Origin of the sequence: Streptomyces cellostaticus, assembly GCF_001513965.1 — a bacterium.
Classification (GTDB): Bacteria; Actinomycetota; Actinomycetes; order Streptomycetales; family Streptomycetaceae; genus Streptomyces; species Streptomyces cellostaticus.
Genome location: NZ_KQ948069.1, coordinates 1,565 through 21,450, shown reverse-complemented (window position 1 = coordinate 21,450; position 19,886 = coordinate 1,565). Strand labels below are relative to the sequence as shown.

8 protein-coding genes are annotated in these 19,886 nt (G+C 70.8%); all 8 read left to right on the top strand.

Going from position 1 to position 19,886, the window contains the following annotated elements:
• The first annotated feature begins 9 nt into the window (after positions 1-9).
• On the top strand, positions 10-6,165 hold the full coding sequence (locus tag AQI88_RS46365) for a type I polyketide synthase (protein ID WP_279616603.1): 6,156 nt from the start codon (positions 10-12) through the stop codon (positions 6,163-6,165).
• Positions 6,166-6,304: 139 nt separating this feature from the next.
• Entirely contained in the window at positions 6,305-7,141 is an 837-nt protein-coding gene (locus AQI88_RS41070) for a hypothetical protein (protein WP_067010779.1), read from the top strand.
• A 5-nt stretch (positions 7,142-7,146) separates the two neighbouring features.
• On the top strand, positions 7,147-10,242 hold the full coding sequence (locus tag AQI88_RS41065) for a condensation domain-containing protein (RefSeq protein ID WP_079058161.1): 3,096 nt from the start codon (positions 7,147-7,149) through the stop codon (positions 10,240-10,242).
• Positions 10,243-10,272: 30 nt separating this feature from the next.
• The gene (locus AQI88_RS41060) at positions 10,273-11,139 is read left to right on the top strand and encodes a 3-hydroxyacyl-CoA dehydrogenase family protein (RefSeq protein ID WP_067010772.1); all 867 of its coding nucleotides are present in this window, start codon (positions 10,273-10,275) and stop codon (positions 11,137-11,139) included.
• Entirely contained in the window at positions 11,136-11,420 is a 285-nt protein-coding gene (locus AQI88_RS41055; RefSeq protein ID WP_067010769.1) for an acyl carrier protein, read from the top strand. Before AQI88_RS41060 ends, AQI88_RS41055 begins: the two co-directional genes overlap by 4 nt.
• Complete coding sequence (locus AQI88_RS41050; protein ID WP_067010767.1) at positions 11,413-12,522, top strand: acyl-CoA dehydrogenase family protein; 1,110 nt, start codon at positions 11,413-11,415, stop codon at positions 12,520-12,522. Before AQI88_RS41055 ends, AQI88_RS41050 begins: the two co-directional genes overlap by 8 nt.
• A gap of 51 nt (positions 12,523-12,573) precedes the next feature.
• The gene (locus AQI88_RS41045) at positions 12,574-13,683 is read left to right on the top strand and encodes an HAD-IIIC family phosphatase (RefSeq protein ID WP_067010764.1); all 1,110 of its coding nucleotides are present in this window, start codon (positions 12,574-12,576) and stop codon (positions 13,681-13,683) included.
• Positions 13,684-13,864: 181 nt separating this feature from the next.
• Positions 13,865-19,886 (top strand): type I polyketide synthase (locus tag AQI88_RS41040; RefSeq protein WP_067010762.1); only part of this gene is annotated, 6,022 nt, incomplete at its 3' end.

The window sequence follows — 19,886 nt, the reverse complement described above, 5'->3', positions numbered from 1 at the left end:
TGCGCGCAGGTGGAGCAGTTGGAGGAGGAGATCCTCTCGGTCCTGGCCGGGGTGGCTCCGCGGGCGGGCCGGGTGCCGATGGTCTCGGCGATGACGGGCGAGGTCCTGTCCGGCACGGAGTTGGATGCCGGGTATTGGTACGGCAGCCTGCGCGCACCGGTGCACTTCGACCGGGCCGTACGCATCCTCTCGGGCATGGGTCACCAGGTGTTCATCGAGGTCTCCCCGCACCCGGTACTGCTCGCGGCCATGACCGAGACGCTGGAAGAGGCCGCGCTGGAGGCAGGCCCCGGCGCACAGGCGGGTGTGGTGTGCGGGACGCTGCGCCGGGACGAGGGCGGAGCGGCACGCCTGATCACCTCGCTCGCCGAGGCGTTCGTCCACGGCGCGTCCGTCGACTGGACCACGGTCCTGCCCACCGGGCAGCGGGTGGAGCTGCCCACGTACGCCTTCCGCCACGAGCGGTTCTGGCCCAAGGCGGCGGGACCGGCTCTCGGCGGGGACGCGGTGTCGCTGGGGCTCGGTGCGGTGGGTCATCCGCTGCTGGGCGCGGCGGTGGAACTGGCGGGTGGTGCCGGGCTGGTGTGCACGGGACGGCTGTCCGTGCGCACGCAGCCGTGGCTGGCCGACCATGCTGTCGGCGGCGCGATCCTGCTGCCGGGCACCGGGTTCGTGGAGCTGGTCGTCCGGGCGGGTGATCAGGTCGGGTGCGGCCTGCTGGAGGAGCTGACGTTGCAGGCGCCGTTGGTGGTGCCTGCTGACGGCAGCGGGGTGCAGGTCCAGGTCGTGGTGGCGGCGGCCGATGCCGATGGACGGCGTGGGGTGGAGGTCTTCTCGCGTCCCGACCAGCCCGGCATCGAGCAGCCGTGGATCCAGCATGCCAGCGCGCTGATCGCTCCTACCACAACAGTCGGCCAAGCCGAGGAAGACTTCGCCCTCTGGCCGCCGCGGGATGCGACCGCGGTGGACATCAGCGGAATGTACGAGGCTTTGGCGGCAGCTTCTTACAGTTACGGCCCGGCGTTCCAGGGTCTGCGGGCGGTCTGGCGCCGCGGTGAGGACGTATTCGCCGAGGTGGCACTGCCGGAGGACGTGGCGCAGGACGCGGGCTCGTTCGGCCTGCACCCGGCGCTGCTGGACGCGGTGTTGCAGGCGAGTGCGCTGGCCGGTGACAGCGGCGAGACCGCACAAGGCGAGGTACGGCTGCCGTTCGCGTGGACGGGCGTGGAGCTGCACGCCAGTGGGGCCTCGGTCCTGCGGGCCCGGGTGCGCCGTGACGGGCAGGGCAGTCTGACGCTGACGGCGGCGGACACCACCGGCGCACCGGTGGTCTCGGTGGCGTCACTGATCACCCGACCGGTCTCAGCAGACCAATTGCAGGCATCCCATGCCGGCGTGGCTGACGCCCTGTTCAGCGTGGAATGGTCCCCCGTGCCCGAGGCCGCAGTGTCCGCCGGGGACTGGGCGCTGATCGGCACCGACTCCTTCGCCCTGGCCGACGGGCTGAACACCGCCGGGGTGCCGGTCCGCTCCTTTGCCGATCTGGCCGAGGTTGCTGCCGCCACGGAGGCGGGCGAGGTTGCCCCGCAGGTGGTGCTTGTCTGTGCGGACACGGACAGCAGCGGTGATGCGGCGCAGGCGGCTCGGCGGGCTGCCGGGGCGGCGTTGGGTCTGGTGCAGGAGTGGCTGGCGGAGCAGCGGCTGGAGTCGGCCCAGTTGGTGGTCGTCACCCGAGGTGCGGTGGCCGCGGTTCCGGGCGAGGGTGTGACGGATCTGGCGGCAGCGGCTGTGTGGGGTCTGCTGCGGTCGGCGCAGTCGGAGAACCCGGGACGTCTGGTCCTGGCCGACCTGCCCGCCACCGGCGACGGTGACGCCGTATCCGTGCTGCCCGTGGGACTGGGCAGTGGTGAGCCGGAGTTGGCGATCCGTGGCAGGAGCGCTTACGGGCGTCGGCTGACCCGCCCGTCGGGTGACCTGGTCGTGCCGGAGCCGGACACAGATGCGGATGTCCGCTCGTTGCTGGTGACCGGTGGGACCGGGACGCTGGGTGGAATGGTGGCCCGGCACCTGGTGGTGACCGGTCGGGCCGGTGGAGCGGTGCTGGTCAGCCGTTCGGGTCCGGAAGCCGCGGGTGTGGCGGTGCTGGCCGCTGAACTGGCCGGGCTGGGCGCGTGGGTTCGGGTGGTCGCCTGCGATGTGGCCGACCGGAACGCGCTGGCCGCACTGCTGGAGGAGATCCCTGCCGCATACCCGCTGGGATCGGTCATCCACGCCGCCGGGATCATCGACGACGGTGTGATCGGGGCGCTGACCCCGGACCGTCTCGCCGCGGTGATGCGTCCGAAGGTGGATGCGGCCTGGCATCTGCACGAACTCACCCGGGACCTGGACCTCGAGCATTTCGTGCTCTTCTCCTCCGCGGCGGCGACGTTCGGCGCCCCCGGCCAGGGCAACTACGTCGCGGCCAACGCGTTCCTGGACGCGCTGGCGGCCGAACGACGCGCGGCCGGGCTGTCCGGAACCTCGCTGGCCTGGGGCCTGTGGGCCGAGGTCAGCGGGTTGACGGGGCAGCTGACCGACGCCGAACGGGCCCGGATGACCCGTAACGGAATCACCGGGCTGAGCGCGGAGGAGGGCCTGACCCTGCTGGACGTAGCCCTGGCCCGGGAGGAGGCCACGCTGGTCCCGGCCCGCCTGGACCTGGCCGGCCTGCGGGCGCAGGCGGCCCGCAGCGGTGAGATCCCGCCGCTGTGGCAGGTGCTGGCGGGTGTCCCGGCCCGGCGGACCGCCGCCTCCGGCAGCACCGCCGGTGCGGACTCGCTGCGGCAGCAGCTTGCCGCGCTGCCTGCCGCGGACGGTGACCAGATGCTGCTGAATCTGGTGCGCACCCATGTCGCAGCGGTTCTGGGCCATGCCTCAGCCGATGCGATCGAGCCCGGCCGGGCCTTCACCGACCTGGGCTTCGACTCCCTGACCGCCGTCGAACTGCGCAACCGGCTCAACGCGGCGACGGGGCTGCGGCTGCCCGCGACCCTGGTGTTCGACTACCCCACCCCGACAGTGCTCGCCGCACACCTGCGGGCCCAGCTCGTCGGGCAGCGTGCCGCGGGCGCGGCCGTGGCGGCCCCGGCTGGGGCCGCCGCCCACGACGAGCCGATCGCGATCGTGGGGATGAGCTGCCGGTTCCCCGGCGGTGTGGGCGGCCCGGAGGAACTGTGGCGCATGCTCGCCGCCGGGCAGGACGCGATCTCCGAGTTCCCTGAGGACCGCGGCTGGGACCTGGCCGGCCTGTACGACCCCGACGCGGCTCACGCGGGAACCTCGTACACCCGGGCGGGCGGGTTCGTGAAGGACGCCAGCGGGTTCGACGCCGGGTTCTTCGGGATCAGTCCCCGTGAAGCCCTCGCCATGGACCCCCAGCAGCGGTTGCTGCTGGAGATCTCCTGGGAGGCCTTCGAGCGGGCCGGGATCGACCCCGTCAGCCTGCGTGGCAGCCAGACCGGCGCGTTCGTGGGCGGATACACGTCCGGATACGAGATGGGCGTGCTGGCGGAGGGTGCCGAGGTCGAGGGGCACCTGATGACGGGCATCGCGACGAGCATCCTGTCCGGCCGGGTGGCGTACGCGTTCGGTCTCGAGGGACCGGCGATGACGGTGGACACGGCCTGCTCGTCCGCGCTGGTGGCGCTGCACCTGGCCTGCCAGGCGATCCGGTCCGGGGAGTGCACGATGGCGTTGGCCGGCGGTGTGACGATCATGGCCACCCCGGGGACCTTCATCGAGTTCTCCCGACAGCGCGGGCTGGCGCCGGACGGGCGCTGCAAGGCGTTCTCGTCGGATGCGGACGGCACGGGTTTCGCGGAGGGCGCCGGGATGCTCGTCGTGGAGCGGCTGTCGGATGCCCGGCGCAACGGGCATCGGGTGCTCGCGGTGCTGCGGGGCAGCGCGGTGAACCAGGACGGTGCCTCCAATGGCCTGACGGCGCCGAACGGTCCCTCGCAGCAGCGGGTGATCCGCGCGGCCCTGGCCAACGCCCGGCTGTCGGCCGCCGATGTGGATGCGGTGGAGGCGCACGGCACGGGGACCATGCTCGGTGACCCGATCGAGGCGCAGGCGCTGCTTGCCACGTACGGTCAGGAGCGGCCGGAGGAGCGGCCGTTGTGGCTGGGGTCGGTGAAGTCGAACATCGGTCACACGCAGGCAGCCGCGGGCGTGGCCGGTGTCATCAAGATGGTGCTGGCGTTGCAGAACCAGCAGTTGCCGCAGACGCTGCATGTGCAGGAGCCCTCGCCGCACGTGGACTGGTCGGAGGGTGAGGTGCGGCTGCTGACCGAGCCGGTGCCGTGGCCGGTGAACGGGCGGGTACGGCGTGCCGGTGTGTCCTCGTTCGGCATCAGCGGCACCAACGCGCACATCATCGTGGAGGAAGCCCCCGAGGCCGCCGAGGCTCCCGAGGCCGCACAGGCTCCCGCGGAGTCGCCGGTGCCGCCCGTGGTGCCGTGGATGCTGTCGGGGCGGACGCCTCAGGCGCTCCAGGCGCAGGCCGGGCGGTTGCGTGAATTCCTCGTCGACCGGCCGGACCTGGACCCCGTGGACGTCGGGTTCTCGCTGGCCACCACGCGTTCGGCCTTCGACCGCCGGGCGGTCGTGCTGGGCGAGGACCGCGACGCTCTGCTCGCCGGGCTGGCCGTGGCCGCCGCGGGCGTGGAGACAGGGGACGTCCTGACCGGGACCGCGGTGGCGGAGCAGAAGGCGGTGTTCGTCTTCCCCGGTGGCGAGTCGGGGTGGGCCGGATCTGCCGCGCAACTGCTGGACGAGGCACCGGTGTTCGCGGCCCGGATGGCCGAGTGCGAAAGGGCCCTGGCCCCGTTCGTGGACTGGTCGCTGACCGAGGTGGTGCGCGGCGGACCGGGCAGTCCGGCGCTCGATCGCCCCGACGTCCGCCGGCCGGTTCTGTGGGCGGTGATGGTGTCGCTGGCCGCGTTGTGGCGTTCGGCGGGCGTCCACCCGGCCGCGGTCGCCGGGTATGACCTGGGCGAGATCGCGGCCGCGCAGGTGGCCGGCGTGCTGTCGCTGGCCGACGCGGCCAAGGTGGCGGTGCTGACCAGCCGGGTGCCGGCCGGTGCGGAGTCGAGCCTGGACGAGCTGGCCTCGATCCGGCCGCGGCCGGGGAAGGTACCGGTGCTCTCCACCCGGGATGCGGCGTGGACCGGCGGGGCGGAGCTGGACGCCGGGTACTGGTCCCGGAGTTCGCAGGAGACCGCGCCGTTGCGGGACGTGGTGCGCAGCTTGGCCGGAGACGGGTTCGGCGTCTATATCGAGGTCAGCCCCGACCCGGTGCTGACCACGGGGATCACCGAGGCCCTCGGCGACACGGACCTGAGGAACGACGTCGTCACCGTGACCGGGACACTGCGCCGCGAGGAGGCCGGCCTGCGGCAGTTCCTGGCCGGCCTGGCCGCCGTCCACGTCCGCGGGACCGCGGTGGACTGGGCCGCGGTACTGGGCGGCGGGCAGCAGGTGGACCTGCCCACCTACGCCTTCCAGCGGCAGCGGTACTGGCCGTCGGTGCCGGTCCGCGAGACCGTCGCGGCATCGAGCGCGGCCGGCCTGTCCTCCCCGGGCGAGCGGCAGTTCTGGTCCGCGGTGGAACAGGGGGACATGGCCGCGCTGGCCGGGATGCTGGGCCTGGCGGAGCCGCTCAAGGAGGACATGCCGCTCGGCACGATCCTGGCGTCGCTGTCGTCGTGGCGGCAGCGGGAACGGGAACAGGCGCTGCTCGACGACGCACAGCGGACCGGCACCGACGCCCTGGACGGTGGGGCCGAGGCTGAGTCCCCGGCCCCGGACCTGGGCTGGGTGCGGCAGTTGGCCGGGGTGTCCCCGTCCGAACAGCAGGAGTTGCTGCGCCAACTGGTCCGCGAGGAGATCGCCGCGATGCTCGGCTATGCATCCCTCGACCAGGTTCCCGTCGAAGGCGATGTCTTTGAGATGGGAATGACGTCGATGTCGGCTGTTCAACTGCGGGAGGCAATAATCGAGCACACTGGAGTGAAGCCGCCGGAGGGCTTCGTCTATGATTTCTATTCGCCAGCCGCGATCGCGGACTTCCTGTCGGCCGAGCTGTCGGCAGGGCTTCCGGAAGGTGACTTGGGAGCCGTTTAGGGGTTCCCCGGCCCCTACGCTCGTGCTAGCGTCTGGCGCGCTATTAGGGGTGCGATCTGCCGTGAAAGAACGGTTCAGGTAAGAAGCAGGATCCGGCGCAGGGAAACCGGCCGACCGACTCCTATGATGGGATGAACAAGTGCCGAACGAAGGCTCGTGGAACGTCATATCCGCCCCCAAGTCGAACCGTATTGTCCTCGGCGTCGATTTCCCTGCGGCCGGACGCCGTGAGGCAGGTTTCGGGGATCTCGCAGCCAAGGTCGGGCCGGCCTGGTCCGACTACGGATTCCTGCAGACCACACCGCCTTCCGTGCGTCTGTCCGAGCGTCCTTCCGGTGATTTCTACACCGAGCACTGGATCCAGGGCGGAGAGTGGGAGAAGTACGAGGTGGTGGCCGTCCTCGGCTACTGCGTCGGCAGCGTCTACGCGGCGGAGATCGCGCAGCGCCTGACCCGGTGGCAGAGCACCGAGCCCAAGGTCGTTCTGTTCGACCCGCAGCTCACCGACAGCCAGCTGCTCGCCATGGAAATGCACAAGATGATCGGCATGGCCGGCCCGATCTTCTCCGACGACGAGGCGGAACGGGCCAGGCAGAGCGCCACCGAGATCATCGAAACCCACTCGGGCGGCCTGGTCGACGCCGCCATCGAGATCGTCGGGCTCTACCGGGACATGGCGACGATCGCCTTCAAGCGGCTCGGTCTCGCCGACGCCCGCAGGGACGAAGTGGTCCTGCTCTTCGAGTCGTACATGACGTGGCTCTCCGCCGCCGCACAGGTCGACCCGAGCACGGTCTGGCGGCGCTCCACCGCGATCACGTCCTCGGACTGGGCCACCATGGAGAGCCGCGGCGACACCACGGTCCTCAACGCCGCCAAGGTGATCGGCCGGAAGTTCCCGCTCGAAGTCAGCCACGCCGACCTGATGCGGTCGGATTCCGCCGTTCGGATACTCCTTGACGAAGGCGAATTCTGAGCGTCATGAATGCGGAAAGCGGCGCGCCCCACGAGTCTCCCGAACCAGTTGTCGCTTCCCTGGCCGTCACAAACAAGGAAAAAGCTCTGTGGCTGCTGGAGAAGCTCGTTCCGGACACAGGTATCAATAACGTCGGGCTTGCCCTCCAGGTGAGCGGCCGGCTGCGGCCGGACGCGCTGAAAGCGGCCATGGCCATCATGCTCGGCCGGCACGAGGTGCTCCGGACGGTATTCCGCGCCGACCATGCGGCGGAACTGCTCAAGGAGACCATTCCCGCGAGCAAGTTCAAGGTGGACATCGAACCGCTCGACCTGTCCGGCGGGCAGCTGGAGGAGCAGCTGACCGCATTCGTCGACCGCCCTTTCCGGCTCGACGGCCGGGCGCTGGTCAGGGCCGGGTTCGCCGCGCACCCGGACGGTGACGTCCTCTGTGTGGGAGTGCACCATCTGGCGTTCGACATGGTCTCCATAGCCCTTTTCATGCGCGAGTTCATCCCGGTCTACGAGGCGATAGCGGCCGGCCGTCCGATACCGGCCGAGGCGTCGACGCGAGCCCCGCTCGTCACCGAGTCCGGACCGCAGCCGGCCGATCTCGCCTACTGGCGCGAGACCCTGCGCGGAGTCACACCGGGCGGACTTGACCTCTGGTGCGGCGCGCCCCGTGGCCGGCAGCCCGTGATGACGGGCGAGAACGCGGGCCGCGCACTCTCCCCCGAGGCACAGCAAGCCGTACTGCACCTCCAGCGCGTGGCCAGAGCACCCGTCGCCGCCGTACTCCTGGCCACCTACAGCGCCCTGCTCGCGTCGCACGGTGCCGGACCCGACATCGTCATCGGCTCACCGGTCGACGTCCGGGGGACGAACGCGTCCGCCATCGGCTATCACGTGAACGTCGTCCCGCTGCGGGTCCGCGTGGACTTCGCCGAGGGCTTCCGCGTCCTGGCCCGTCAAGCCCGGGACGCCTTCCTCGGCGCGATGGGGCACGCAGGCGTCTCCGTGGACGACCTGAACGGGGAACTCCCCGGGTTCGGCTCGTCCTGGCAGACCGCGCTGTTCAGGCACATGTTCAACTTCCTGCCCGACACCTCCCCGGGCGAGCTGTCGATCGACTCCATGCCCGCCCGGCTGCTGACGATCGAGAACCCCTACAGCAAATCCGATCTCGAACTGGTCGCCACGCCGTCGAAGCCGGAGATCTGGTTCCGGTACTCCCGCGAGATCCTGGCCCGCGCCGACGTCGAGGCGATGCTGCGCCGCTTCGAAGCCCTGCTGATCGCGGCCGCCCAGGACGCGGACCGGCCGATCGGTGAGATCGCCGGCTGGAGCGACCTGGACCGCCAGGTCATCGACCGGGCCAACGAGACGGCGAGCCCGGCCGCACCCGAAACGGTGCCGGAAGCCTTCCGGTCGTGGGTGACCTCGTCGCCGCAGGCCCCGGCCGTGGTCGACGGCGAACGCACCCTCACCTACCAGCAGGTGCATCAGGCCGCCGTCGCGATCCGGGACCTGCTGACGGCCGACGCCGGCGTCCGCGCAGGCGACGTGGTGGCGGTGGCCGCACCCCCGGGCGAGGCCGCCGTAGCCGCTCTCGGCGTATGGCTCGCCGGCGCGGTCTGCCTCCCGCTCGACGCGGGCCACGACGCCTCCTGGCCGGCCCGGCAGCTGACACACGCCCGGGCGAAGGCGGTACTGACCGGAACCGGCGTGCGGTTACCGGCCGATACCCAGCCCCTTCCCGTCCTGTCCATGGACGCTGCCCGGCCGGCCGGATCCGTCGAGCCGGACCCCGTCGGCGAACCGGCCGACCCGCTCTCTCCCGCTTGCCTGTTCTACGCGTCCGCGCCGGACGGAGAACCGGTCGCCACCGTCCTGAGCCACGCCGGCATCGCCAACCTGGTCGGCCACTTCGCCACCGAACTGTCCGCCACGCCGGGCACGGGCACCCTGACGCTCGCCGGCCACACGTCGTACGACTCGCTGGTCGACCTCTTCCTGCCGCTGAGCTCGGGCGGGCGGCTCGTGGTCGCCCCGGACGAGGCCCGCAGGAGCGGACCCGCGCTGCGCGAGCTGATCGACCGGCACGACGTGGGCATCGTGCCGATCCCGCCGGGCACCCCGGCCCGCATCCTCCAGGACGCGGGTGACCGACTGCCGGGCCTGCGCGTCCTCGTCCAGGGCGAGGAGATCTCCCGCGCGACCGCGCACCGGCTCCTTGCGGCAGGCTGTCGGCTGTACGGCGCCCACGGCGCCGCCGAGACCAGCGGCCGGGCCCTGGCGGGGCGGATCGACGACCCGGACGACCTGGCCTCGGGACGCCCGATCACCAACACCTGGGCCTTCATCACCGCCCCCGACGGCCGGGAGCTGCCGATCGGACTCCGCGGCGAACTGTGCCTGGCCGGGACCGGGCTCGCACCGGCCGGCCCGGACGACGCCCGCTTCTCGCACCACGAGCGGTACGGGCGGTACTACCGGACCGGTGAGCTCGCTCGCCGACGGCCCGACGGAACGATCGAGCGGCTCGGCCGCAGCAGTCGGCAGATCATCACCGCGGACGGCCCGGTCAACCCGAGCGGGATCGAGGCCGTACTGCTCGACCATCCCGGCGTAGATGCGGCGGTGGCCCTGTCCGTGACGTCGCCCGGCGAAGACCGCACGATCGTCGCCTTCGCCGAGGTGACCGACGCCGCCGGGGAGGCCGACGGACTCGCCCCACGGCTGCGGGCGCACGCGCGGGACCACCTTGCCGCAGCCGCCGTCCCCCAGCAGGTTGTCTGCCTGACCGCGCTGCCCAGGCACGCCGACGGCCGGCCCGACCGGGACGCGCTCGCACGGCTCGCCGTGAAAGCCCTCGAGGCAGCTCCCGACACGCAGGACCCGGCGGCGGACGACACACTCGTCCAGGACCTGACCGAGCTGTACCGGAAGTTGCTGAACACCGAGGTGACGGCCCAGACGAACTTCTTCGAAGCAGGCGGTCATTCGCTGCTCGCGGCAGTACTGGCGCAGAACATCGAGGAACTGACCGGGGTCTCTCTCGAACTCTCCGAGATGTTCGAGCATCCGACACCCGCCGCTCTTGCTGCGCGGGTGCGCGCGTAAACAACCCACGAAACCGCAGGGAAGACATACATGAGTACTGATTTTGGCGAGCACCGCCTCGCCATCGTCGGGGCCGGCGTGATGGGCACGAACATCACGACCCTCGCCCTCGGCCACGGGGTCCCCGTAGTCCTGGTGGACGTCAGCGAGTCCGTGCTGGAGCAGGCGCGCGCCACCATCAAGGGCAAGCTGCGGCACGCCCAGCTCATGGGCGTACTGCCGGCGGACCGCCCGCAGGGCAAGCTGACCACGAGCGTGTCCCTGGACGACATCGCGGACGCCACCACCGTCATCGAGGCGGTCACGGAGGTGACCGAGGTCAAGGAGAAGGTGCTGACCGCGGCCTCCGCGATCGTCCGCCCGGGCACCACGCTCATCTCCAACACCTCGTGCATCCCGATCGACGAGATGGCCTCCTGGGTCGCACGCCCCGGGGAACTCGTCGGCGTGCACTTCATGAACCCCTCCTACCTGATCAAGATGGTCGAGGTCATCCGCGGCCCGCGCACCGACGCCGGCGTCGTGGAAGCGGTCACCGGACTGCTGACCGTCCTCGGCCGCGAGTCGCTCGTCATCAACGACTCGACCGGATTCGTGATCAACCGGCTGCTGCACCCGCTGATCAACACCGCGGCCATGCTCGTCCAGGAGGGCGTCGCCTCGGCCGAGGTCGTCGACGGCCTGCTCGAAGGCTGCCTCGGACATTCGACCGGGCCGCTGCGCACCGGCGATCTCATCGGCCTGGACAACCTGGTCGACTCGCTCAACGTGCTCTACGAGCGCCGCGGCGACGAAAGCTGCCGCCCCTGTGACCTGCTGCTCGCGAAGGTGCGAGACGGCCACCTCGGCCGCAAGTCCGGACGAGGGTTCTACGACTACGGAAAGGTCGCGTCATGACTGCCGAACTCTCTTCCCTCACGGCTGAGAGCATCCAGAAGGAGCTGCTCGGCTTCCTCGGCGAACGCATCAAGACCGATGTGGAGCCGGACCAGGACCTCTTCAGCTCCGGCCTGGTCTCCTCCATGTTCGCCATGCAGTTGGTCGTCCACCTCGAAGAGGCCTACGACATCGCCATCGTCGGCCCCGACCTCAAGTTCGACAACTTCCGCACCGTCGAGACGATGACCAGCCTGGTGCTGCGGCTGCGGGACGCGTCCGGCCCGGCCGACGATGCCTGAGCAACTGGCCGACGAGCACGCCTTCGTGGGCGAGCTCGTCGGCGACCGGCCCGACGCCTGGGACCGCTCGGGCGAACTGCCCGCCGACCTGCTGCACAAGCTCGGCGCCCGCGGCCTGCTGTGCGCGGAGGTCCCGGCGTCCTACGGCGGCCTCGGCGCGAGCAGCCGGGACAACGGCGAGTTCACCGCCTACGTGGGCAGCCTGTGCAGCTCCCTGCGGTCCATCATGACCTCGCAGGGCATCGTGGCCCACACCATCCAGCGGTTCGGCGACCGCAGCCAACGACGCCAGTTCCTCGCGGAGCTGACGAGCGGAAAGCTCGCCGGGGTCGGATTCAGCGAGCCGGCCGCAGGCAGCGACCTGTCGGCCATGCAGACCCGGATCCAGCCCGAGGGCGACACCTTCGTCGTCAACGGGGAGAAGAAATGGCTGACCGGCAGCCGGTACGCCGACTTCCTGCTGATCCTCGGCCTCGGCGGCGACGGCGCAGCCGCCGCCCTCATCCCCACGGACACCCCGGGCCTGCACATCGACCTGGTGGCCGACCCAATGGGCTGCCGGGCCGCCGGACACGCCAACGTCCGCCTGGACGACGTACGCATCCCCGCGGCCAACGTCCTCGGCGGCGGCGGCCAGTCCCTGCCGATGCTGTTCACCACCGCGCTCTCCTACGGGCGCATGTCGATCGCATGGGGCTGCGTCGGGATCATCCGCGCCTGCCTGAACGCCGCGGCCGCGCATGCCAAGAGCCGGGAGCAGGGAGGCGTGCTGCTCTCCGAGCACCAGCTCGTCCGCCGGCACCTCGCCGAGCTCCTGATCGCCGAACAGTCCTCGACCCGCGTCTGCGAGCACGCGAGCCAGGCCTGGGACTCCGCCTCGCCGGACATGGCCGTCCAGGCGGTCCTGGCCAAGCACGTCAGCGCCGGCCATGCCGCCCGCAGTGCCGCCACCGCCGTACAACTGCTCGGATCGGCAGGCGCCCAGGACGGACACGTGGTCGCCCGGGCATACCGGGACGCGAAACTCATGGAACTCATCGAGGGCAGCAACGAAATCTGCCAGCTGATCCTGGCAGAGCATGCCCTGTCCATTTCAGGATGACATAACACCCTACAGAACACCCTTGAACAAAGTGGTGCCGGGGAGGACTCTGTGGCTGAGAAGCCCACCATAGTGAAGTGCTTGGTCTGGGACCTGGACAACACCGTCTGGGACGGCACGCTGCTGGAAGACTCGGACGTCGAGCTGTTCCCTGGAATCCGTGATGTGATCGTAGAGCTGGACTCCCGGGGCGTTCTGCACTCGGTCGCCAGCAAGAACGATCACGACATGGCCTGGCAGCAGCTGGAGAAACTCGGCCTCGCCGAGTACTTCGTCCACCCGCAGATCAGCTGGGGACCCAAGTCCGACGCGGTCAAGGAGATCGCCGAGCGGCTGAACTTCGCGCAGACCACCATCGCCTTCATCGACGACCTGCCCACCGAGCGCGCCGAGGTCACCTTCCACGCGCCCGAGGTCCGCTGCTACGCGGCCGAGCAGGCGACCGAGCTGACCGAACTGCCCGAGTTCAGCCCGGAGGTCGTCACCGTCGACGCCACACGGCGCCGCGAGATGTACCAGGCCGGCTTCCGCCGGGACGCCGAGAAAGAGTCCTTCAAGGGCCCCGACGAGGACTTCCTGCGCACCCTCGACCTGGTCATGGAGATCAAGCGGGCCGACGAGGTGGACCTGTCCCGCGTCGAGGAACTGACCCTGCGGACCAGCCAGATGAACGCGACCGGAGTGCACTACTCCGACGAGGCGCTGCGCGGCCTGCTCGCCGACCCCGACCACGAGGTCCTCACCGTCACCCTGACCGACCGCTTCGGCCCGCACGGCGCGGTGGGAGTACTCCTCCTGCGCTACCACCAGAACGTGTGGAACCTGAAGCTGCTCGCGACCTCGTGCCGCGTGGTCACCTTCGGAGCCGGGGCGGTCATCCTCAACTGGCTGATCGACCAGGCCGCCAAGGCCGGCGTGGACCTCGCCGCGGACTTCCGGCCGACCGACCGCAACCGCATGATGGACATCGCCTACCGCTTCGCCGGTTTCACCAACGACCCGGCCGACAACCTGGCCGAGCTCGACCCGCCCGCCGGCGAGGGTGTCCAGCGCCTGCACCTGGCCCCCACCCCGAAGAACGCGCCCAACACGATGCAGCTCATCGCTCCCGGACTGGCTGCGGACCTGAGCCGCCGCACGGACGGCGCGGCACGCGGTTAAGACGATGCGGCGCCGCTCAACCGAAGCGTCTTAACGCGGTTGAACACATGGTCCATTGGCGTACCCTCTCCGTATCCTGGCCGAAGGCGGCTCTGGCGCGCTTTATGAGTAGTCGTTTCCATTCCTTGGCGGAATGATTTCGGCCAGGTTCAAGACTCAACCCCGGAATGCCGAGGGATCTGTGAACGAGACTGTTGAGCCAGCGACGGAACTCGCGGTAGCCGGTGCGGAGCCCCTGGCGATCATCGGCATGAGCTGCCGGTATCCCGGTGGGGTCCGCTCGCCCGAGGCATTGTGGAAACTCCTCGCCGATCGGCGGGATGTCCTCTCGGACTTTCCCGCCGATCGGAACTGGGACCTCGAATCCCTTTACGGCGAGGACCCGGAGAGCCCGGGCAAGACATATCTCACCCGGGGCGGATTCCTTGAGGACGCCGCCGGTTTCGACGCCGGATTCTTCGGCATCCCGCCGCGCGAAGCCCTGTCGATGGAACCTCAGCAACGTCTCCTGCTCGAAGCCTCCTGGGAGGCACTGGAACGCGCCGCCATCACCCCGGCCGCCATCCGCGACACCCGGACCGGCGTGTTCGTCGGCGCCGAGCCGCGAGAGTACGGTCCGCGGCTGCAGGACGCGCCGGAAAGCGTCAAGGGCTACCTGCTCACCGGCACGACCACCAGCGTGATGTCCGGCCGCATCTCCTATCTGCTCGGCCTTCACGGGCCCTCGCTCACGGTCGACACCTCCGCCTCCAGCTCCCTGGTCGCCATCCACCTCGCCGCACAAGCCCTGCAGCAGGGCGACTGCTCGCTGGCCCTCGCCGGTGGCGTCTCCGTGATGTCCACACCGGGGAACTTCGTCGCGTTCAGCGGACTGCGGGCACTGTCCCCCGACGGCGTGTGCAAGCCGTTCTCGGCTGCGGCCGACGGGACCGTCTGGTCGGAGGGCGTCGGCCTGATCGTCCTGGAACGCCTTTCCGACGCACTGCGCAACGGCCACCGCGTCCTGGCCGTGCTGCGCGGATCCGCGATCAACTCCGACGGCAGCAGCGAAGGCCTGACCGCCCCGAACGGCCCGGCCCAGCAGGCGGTCATCCGCCGCGCCCTGTCCAACGCCGGCCTCGCCACGCAGGACGTCGACGCGGTGGAGGCACACGGCACGGGGACCAGGCTCGGCGACCCCATCGAGGCGCAGGCCCTCCTCGCCACCTACGGCCAGGAGCGGCCGCAGGAACGGCCGTTGTGGCTCGGCTCGGTGAAGTCCAACCTCGGACACACCCAGGCGGCCGCCGGCGTCGCAGGCGTGATCAAGATGGTGCTGGCGCTCCAGAACCAGCAGCTGCCGGCGATGCTGCACGCGGACGAGCCCTCACCGCACGTGGACTGGTCGGCGGGTGCGGTGCGGCTGCTGGCCGAGCCGGTCCCGTGGCCCGCCGGGGAGCGGGCACGCCGGGCCGGCGTGTCGGCGTTCGGCCTGAGCGGCACCAACGTTCACCTCATCCTTGAGGAAGCTCCGGCCGACGAGGTCACCGAGCCTGCGGACGGGGCGGGCAGCGCCCAGGGTACGGCGGCACCGGTGGTGTCGGGTGCCGGCGCGTGGGTGGTCTCGGGCCGGTCGACGGACGCGCTGGCCGCCCAGGCGGAGCGGCTGCGGGAGTGGATCGCGGCCCGGCCCGGCCTCGATGTGCCCGACGTGGCCTGGTCGTTGGCGGCGACGCGATCGGTGTTCGAGCACCGGGCCGTGGTGATCGGCGGTGACCGCCAGGACCTGCTGACCGGCGTGGCGAGCCTGGCCGGTGGGGTGCCGGCCGGATCAGTGGTGTCGGGAGCGGCACGGCCGGCCGCACGGGTCGCCTTCGTCTTCCCGGGCCAGGGATCCCAGTGGGTGGGCATGGGCCGCGAACTGGCCCTCTCCTCAACGGTGTTCGCGGCCCGTCTGGCCGAGTGCGAGCAGGCGCTGGCCCCGTACGTCGACTGGTCGCTGACCGACGTCCTCGCGGGCGCGCCGGGGGCTCCCGAATGGGAGTCGGCGGATGTGGTCCAGCCGGTGCTGTGGGCGGTGATGGTCTCCCTCGCTGCCGTGTGGCAGGCGTCCGGCGTGACCCCGGACGCGGTGGTGGGCCACTCGCAGGGTGAGATCGCCGCCGCGACCGTGGCCGGGATGCTGAGCCTGGAGGACGGCGCGAAGGTGGTCGCGCTGCGCTCACAGGCCCTGCGAGTCCTGTCGGGCGCCGGGGGCATGCTGTCGGTGACCGAACCGGCTGCCCAGGCCGAGGAGCGCCTGGCCCGCTGGGAGGGCCGCTTGTCGGTGGCCGCGGTCAACGGCCCGGCAGCTGTGGTGGTTTCGGGCGAGCCTGATGCTTTGCAGGAGTTGGCGCAGGAGCTGGAGGCCGAGGGCGTCCGGTCCCGGATGGTCGCGGTGGATTACGCCTCGCACTGCGCGCAGGTGGAGCAGTTGGAGGAGGAGATCCTCTCGGTCCTGGCCGGGGTGGCTCCTCGGCCGGGCTTGGTGCCGATGGTCTCGGCGATGACGGGCGAGACGCTGACCGGCACGGAACTGGACGCCGCCTACTGGTACGGCAGCCTGCGTGCACCGGTGCACTTCGACCGGGCCGTACGCATCCTCTCGGGCCTGGGCCACCAGGTGTTCATCGAGATCTCCCCGCACCCGGTGCTCATGGGGGCGATGACCGACACCCTGGAAGAGGCCGCGCTGGAGGCGGGCCCGGGCACGACGGCCGGGGTGGTGTGCGGCACGCTGCGCCGCGACGAGGGCGGAGCGGCACGCCTGATCACCTCGCTCGCCGAGGCGTTCGTCCACGGCGTGCCCGTGGACTGGACGGCGGTCCTGCCGGCCGGACAGCAGGTGGAACTGCCCACCTACGCCTTCCGGCACGAGCGGTACTGGCTCGACGACGGCGGCCGGCCGAACATGGCCGAACTCCCGCTGTCGGCAGGCGTACCGGCGGTGACACCTCCGCCCAAGGCCGGCACCGGGGCGTTGCGGCACGTGGCGGAACTGCCGGAACCCGAACAGCTCCAGACGATCCTGGACCTGATCCAGCAGCACGCGGCGGCGATCCTCGGACACACCTCGCCCCAGACGGTCGAACCCGGCCACACCTTCAAGGAACTGGGATTCGACTCGGTCACCGGCGTGGAGCTGCGCAACCGGCTGAGCACCGCCGTCGCCCTGCAGCTCCCCACCACCCTGATATTCGACTACCCGACCCCATGGGCACTGACCGAGTTCTTGCGGGCCGAAGCGCTCGGGCACCCGGACGAGACGACGCCCCAGGCCCGCACGGCCGCCTCCACCGACGACCCGATCGCCATCGTGGCGATGAGCTGCCGGCTCCCCGGCGGCGTACGCGCCCCGGAAGAACTGTGGGACCTGCTGGCCGACGGCGCAGACGCGGTCGCGGAACTCCCCTCCGACCGAGGCTGGGACCTCGGCGAACTCTACGACCCCGACTCGACGCGGCCCGGGACCTTCTACGCCCGTGAGGGCGGGTTCATCTCGGGAGCGGGAGAGTTCGACGCGACGTTCTTCGGGATCAGCCCGCGTGAGGCGCTCGCGATGGACCCCCAGCAGCGGCTGCTGCTGGAGATGTCCTGGGAGGCCTTCGAACGGGCAGGCATCGACCCGGCACAGCTGCGCGGCTCGGCGACCGGCGTGTTCGTGGGCGCAGCTGCCTCCGGCTACGGTGCCAGCGCACCCGAAGGACTGGAAGGCCATCTTCAGTCGGGCATCGCACCCAGCGTGATATCCGGCCGTGTGGCCTACACCTTCGGTCTCGAAGGTCCCGCGGTGACGGTGGACACGGCGTGTTCGTCGTCGCTGGTGGCGTTGCATCTGGCGGCCCAGGCACTGCGGTCCGGAGAGTGCTCGCTGGCACTGGTCGGCGGTGTGACCGTACATGCCACCCCGGCATGGCTCGTCTGGTTCAGCCGACAGCAGGGACTGGCGGCCGACGGACGCTGCAAGGCGTACTCGGACGAGGCCGACGGCATGGGCATGGCCGAGGGCGCCGGCGTCGTCGTGCTGGAGCGGCTGTCGGACGCGCGGCGACTGGGGCACGAGGTGCTGGCGGTGGTGTCCGGCAGCGCGGTGAACCAGGACGGCGCCTCCAACGGGCTGACCGCACCGAACGGTCCCGCGCAGCAGCGGGTGATCCGGTCGGCCCTGGCCAACGCGGGTCTTGCCACGGGCGACGTGGACGTCGTGGAGGGTCACGGGACAGGGACCCGGCTGGGGGACCCGATCGAGGCGCAGGCGCTGATCGCGACCTACGGGCAAGGGCGGTCGGCGGAGCGGCCGTTGTGGCTCGGCTCGGTGAAGTCGAACATCGGGCACACCCAGTGGGCCGCGGGCGTGGCCGGCGTGATCAAGATGGTGCTCGCACTGCAGCACCGGGAACTTCCCCGCACACTGCACGCCCAGGAGCCGTCCTCGCACGTGGACTGGGCCACGGGTGCGGTGCGACTGGTGACCGAGCCGGTGCCGTGGCAGGACGCCGGGCGCCCCAGGCGCGCGGGCGTCTCCTCGTTCGGCATCAGCGGCACGAACGCGCACGTGATCATCGAGCAGGCTCCCGCCGAGGACACCCCTGACAGCGAGACCGGTGTGGTGTTGCCGGTGGTGCCGTGGGTGGTGTCGGGGCGGTCGGTTGCGGGGCTGGCCGGGCAGGCTGAGCGGCTTGCGGGGTTCGTCCAGGACCGTGCGGATGCGGGTGTGGCCGATGTGGGTTGGTCGTTGGCCAGGACCCGGTCGGCGTTGGAGCATCGGGCGGTGGTGCTGGGCGCAGACCGGGAAGAACTCCTGGCGGGGCTTGATGCGCTGGCCGGCGGTCGTGAGGTCGCAGGCGTGGTCACGGGTTCGGTGGGTCCGGTCGGCAAGGTCGGCTTCGTGTTCACGGGTCAGGGTGCGCAGCGGCTGGGGATGGGCCGTGACCTGTATGAGGTGTTCCCGGTGTTCGCCGAGGCCTTCGATGCCGTCTGTGCAGGCCTGGACGAGCACTTGGACGGCTCGGTGGCTGCTGTGGTCCGGGGTGAGGGTCGGGCGGAGTGGCTCGGCGGTGGCCGGGTGGATGAGACCGTCTGGGCGCAGGCGGGGCTGTTCGCGGTTGAGGTGGCGCTGTTCCGGTTGCTGGAGTCGTGGGGGATTGCTCCGCAGGTGGTGGCGGGTCACTCGATCGGTGAGCTGGCGGCTGCGCATGTGGCGGGGGTGTGGTCGCTGGGGGATGCGTGTGCGGTGGTGGCCGCGCGGGGTCGGTTGATGCAGGAGCTGCCCTCGGGTGGGGCGATGGTCGCGGTTGAGGCTGGTGAGGAGCAGGTCGCCGAGGCAATCCAGGACCACCCCCTGGTCGGGATCGCGGCGGTCAACGGGCCGCGGGCTGTGGTGATTTCGGGTGCTGAGGCCGAGGTGGAGGCGGTTGCGGAGGAGCTGGCTCAGGCGGGGGCGCGGACCAGGCGTCTGCGGGTGTCGCATGCGTTCCACTCTCCGTTGATGGAGCCGATGCTGGAGCGCTTCGCCCAGGTCGTTGGCGCGGTGGGCTATCAGGAGCCGCGGCTGGCCATGGTCTCGGCTCTGACCGGGCAGCCGGTGACCAGCGAGGTCATGGATCCGGCGTACTGGGTGTCGCATGTCCGTGAGGCGGTCCGTTTCGCCGACGCCGTCTCCGCCCTGCGCGAGAGCGGTGTTCGCACGTTTGTCGAGATCGGTCCGGACGGTGTTCTGTCGGGTATGGGCCCCCAGATCCGCACCACCAGCGACACCGGTGAAGCTGACACTGGTGAAGCTGATGCGGGTGAGGTGTGGCTGCCGGTGCTGCGCCGGGGACGCGACGAGGTCCGTGCGTTGCTTACGGCGATAGCCAGGGTCCATGTCCGGGGCCAGGCGGTGGACTGGGACCAGGTGTTCGCGGGAACGGGTGCACGGCGGGTCGACCTGCCTACGTATGCGTTCCAGCGCCAGCGGTACTGGCTGAACCCGGTCGCGGCAAGCCGGGCCGAGCACCTCGGCCTGGAGACCTCCGGTCATCCGTTGCTGGGTGCTGCTGTTGAACTGCCTGCAACCGGTGGGCTGGTGTTGACGGGGCGGTTGTCGTTGGCTGGGCAGCCGTGGCTGGCTGATCATGTGGTGGCCGGTCAGGTGGTGGTGCCGGGGGCCGCGTTGCTGGAGATGGCGGTGCGCGCCGGGGATA

Bases quoted from the DNA above. Each gene is read 5' to 3' on its own strand.
- AQI88_RS41065 (WP_079058161.1), top strand. From the start codon at position 7,147: ATGAATGCGGAAAGCGGCGCGCCCCACGAGTCTCCCGAACCAGTTGTC.
- AQI88_RS41050 (WP_067010767.1), top strand. From the start codon at position 11,413: ATGCCTGAGCAACTGGCCGACGAGCACGCCTTCGTGGGCGAGCTCGTC.
- AQI88_RS41060 (WP_067010772.1), top strand. From the start codon at position 10,273: ATGAGTACTGATTTTGGCGAGCACCGCCTCGCCATCGTCGGGGCCGGC.
- AQI88_RS41055 (WP_067010769.1), top strand. From the start codon at position 11,136: ATGACTGCCGAACTCTCTTCCCTCACGGCTGAGAGCATCCAGAAGGAG.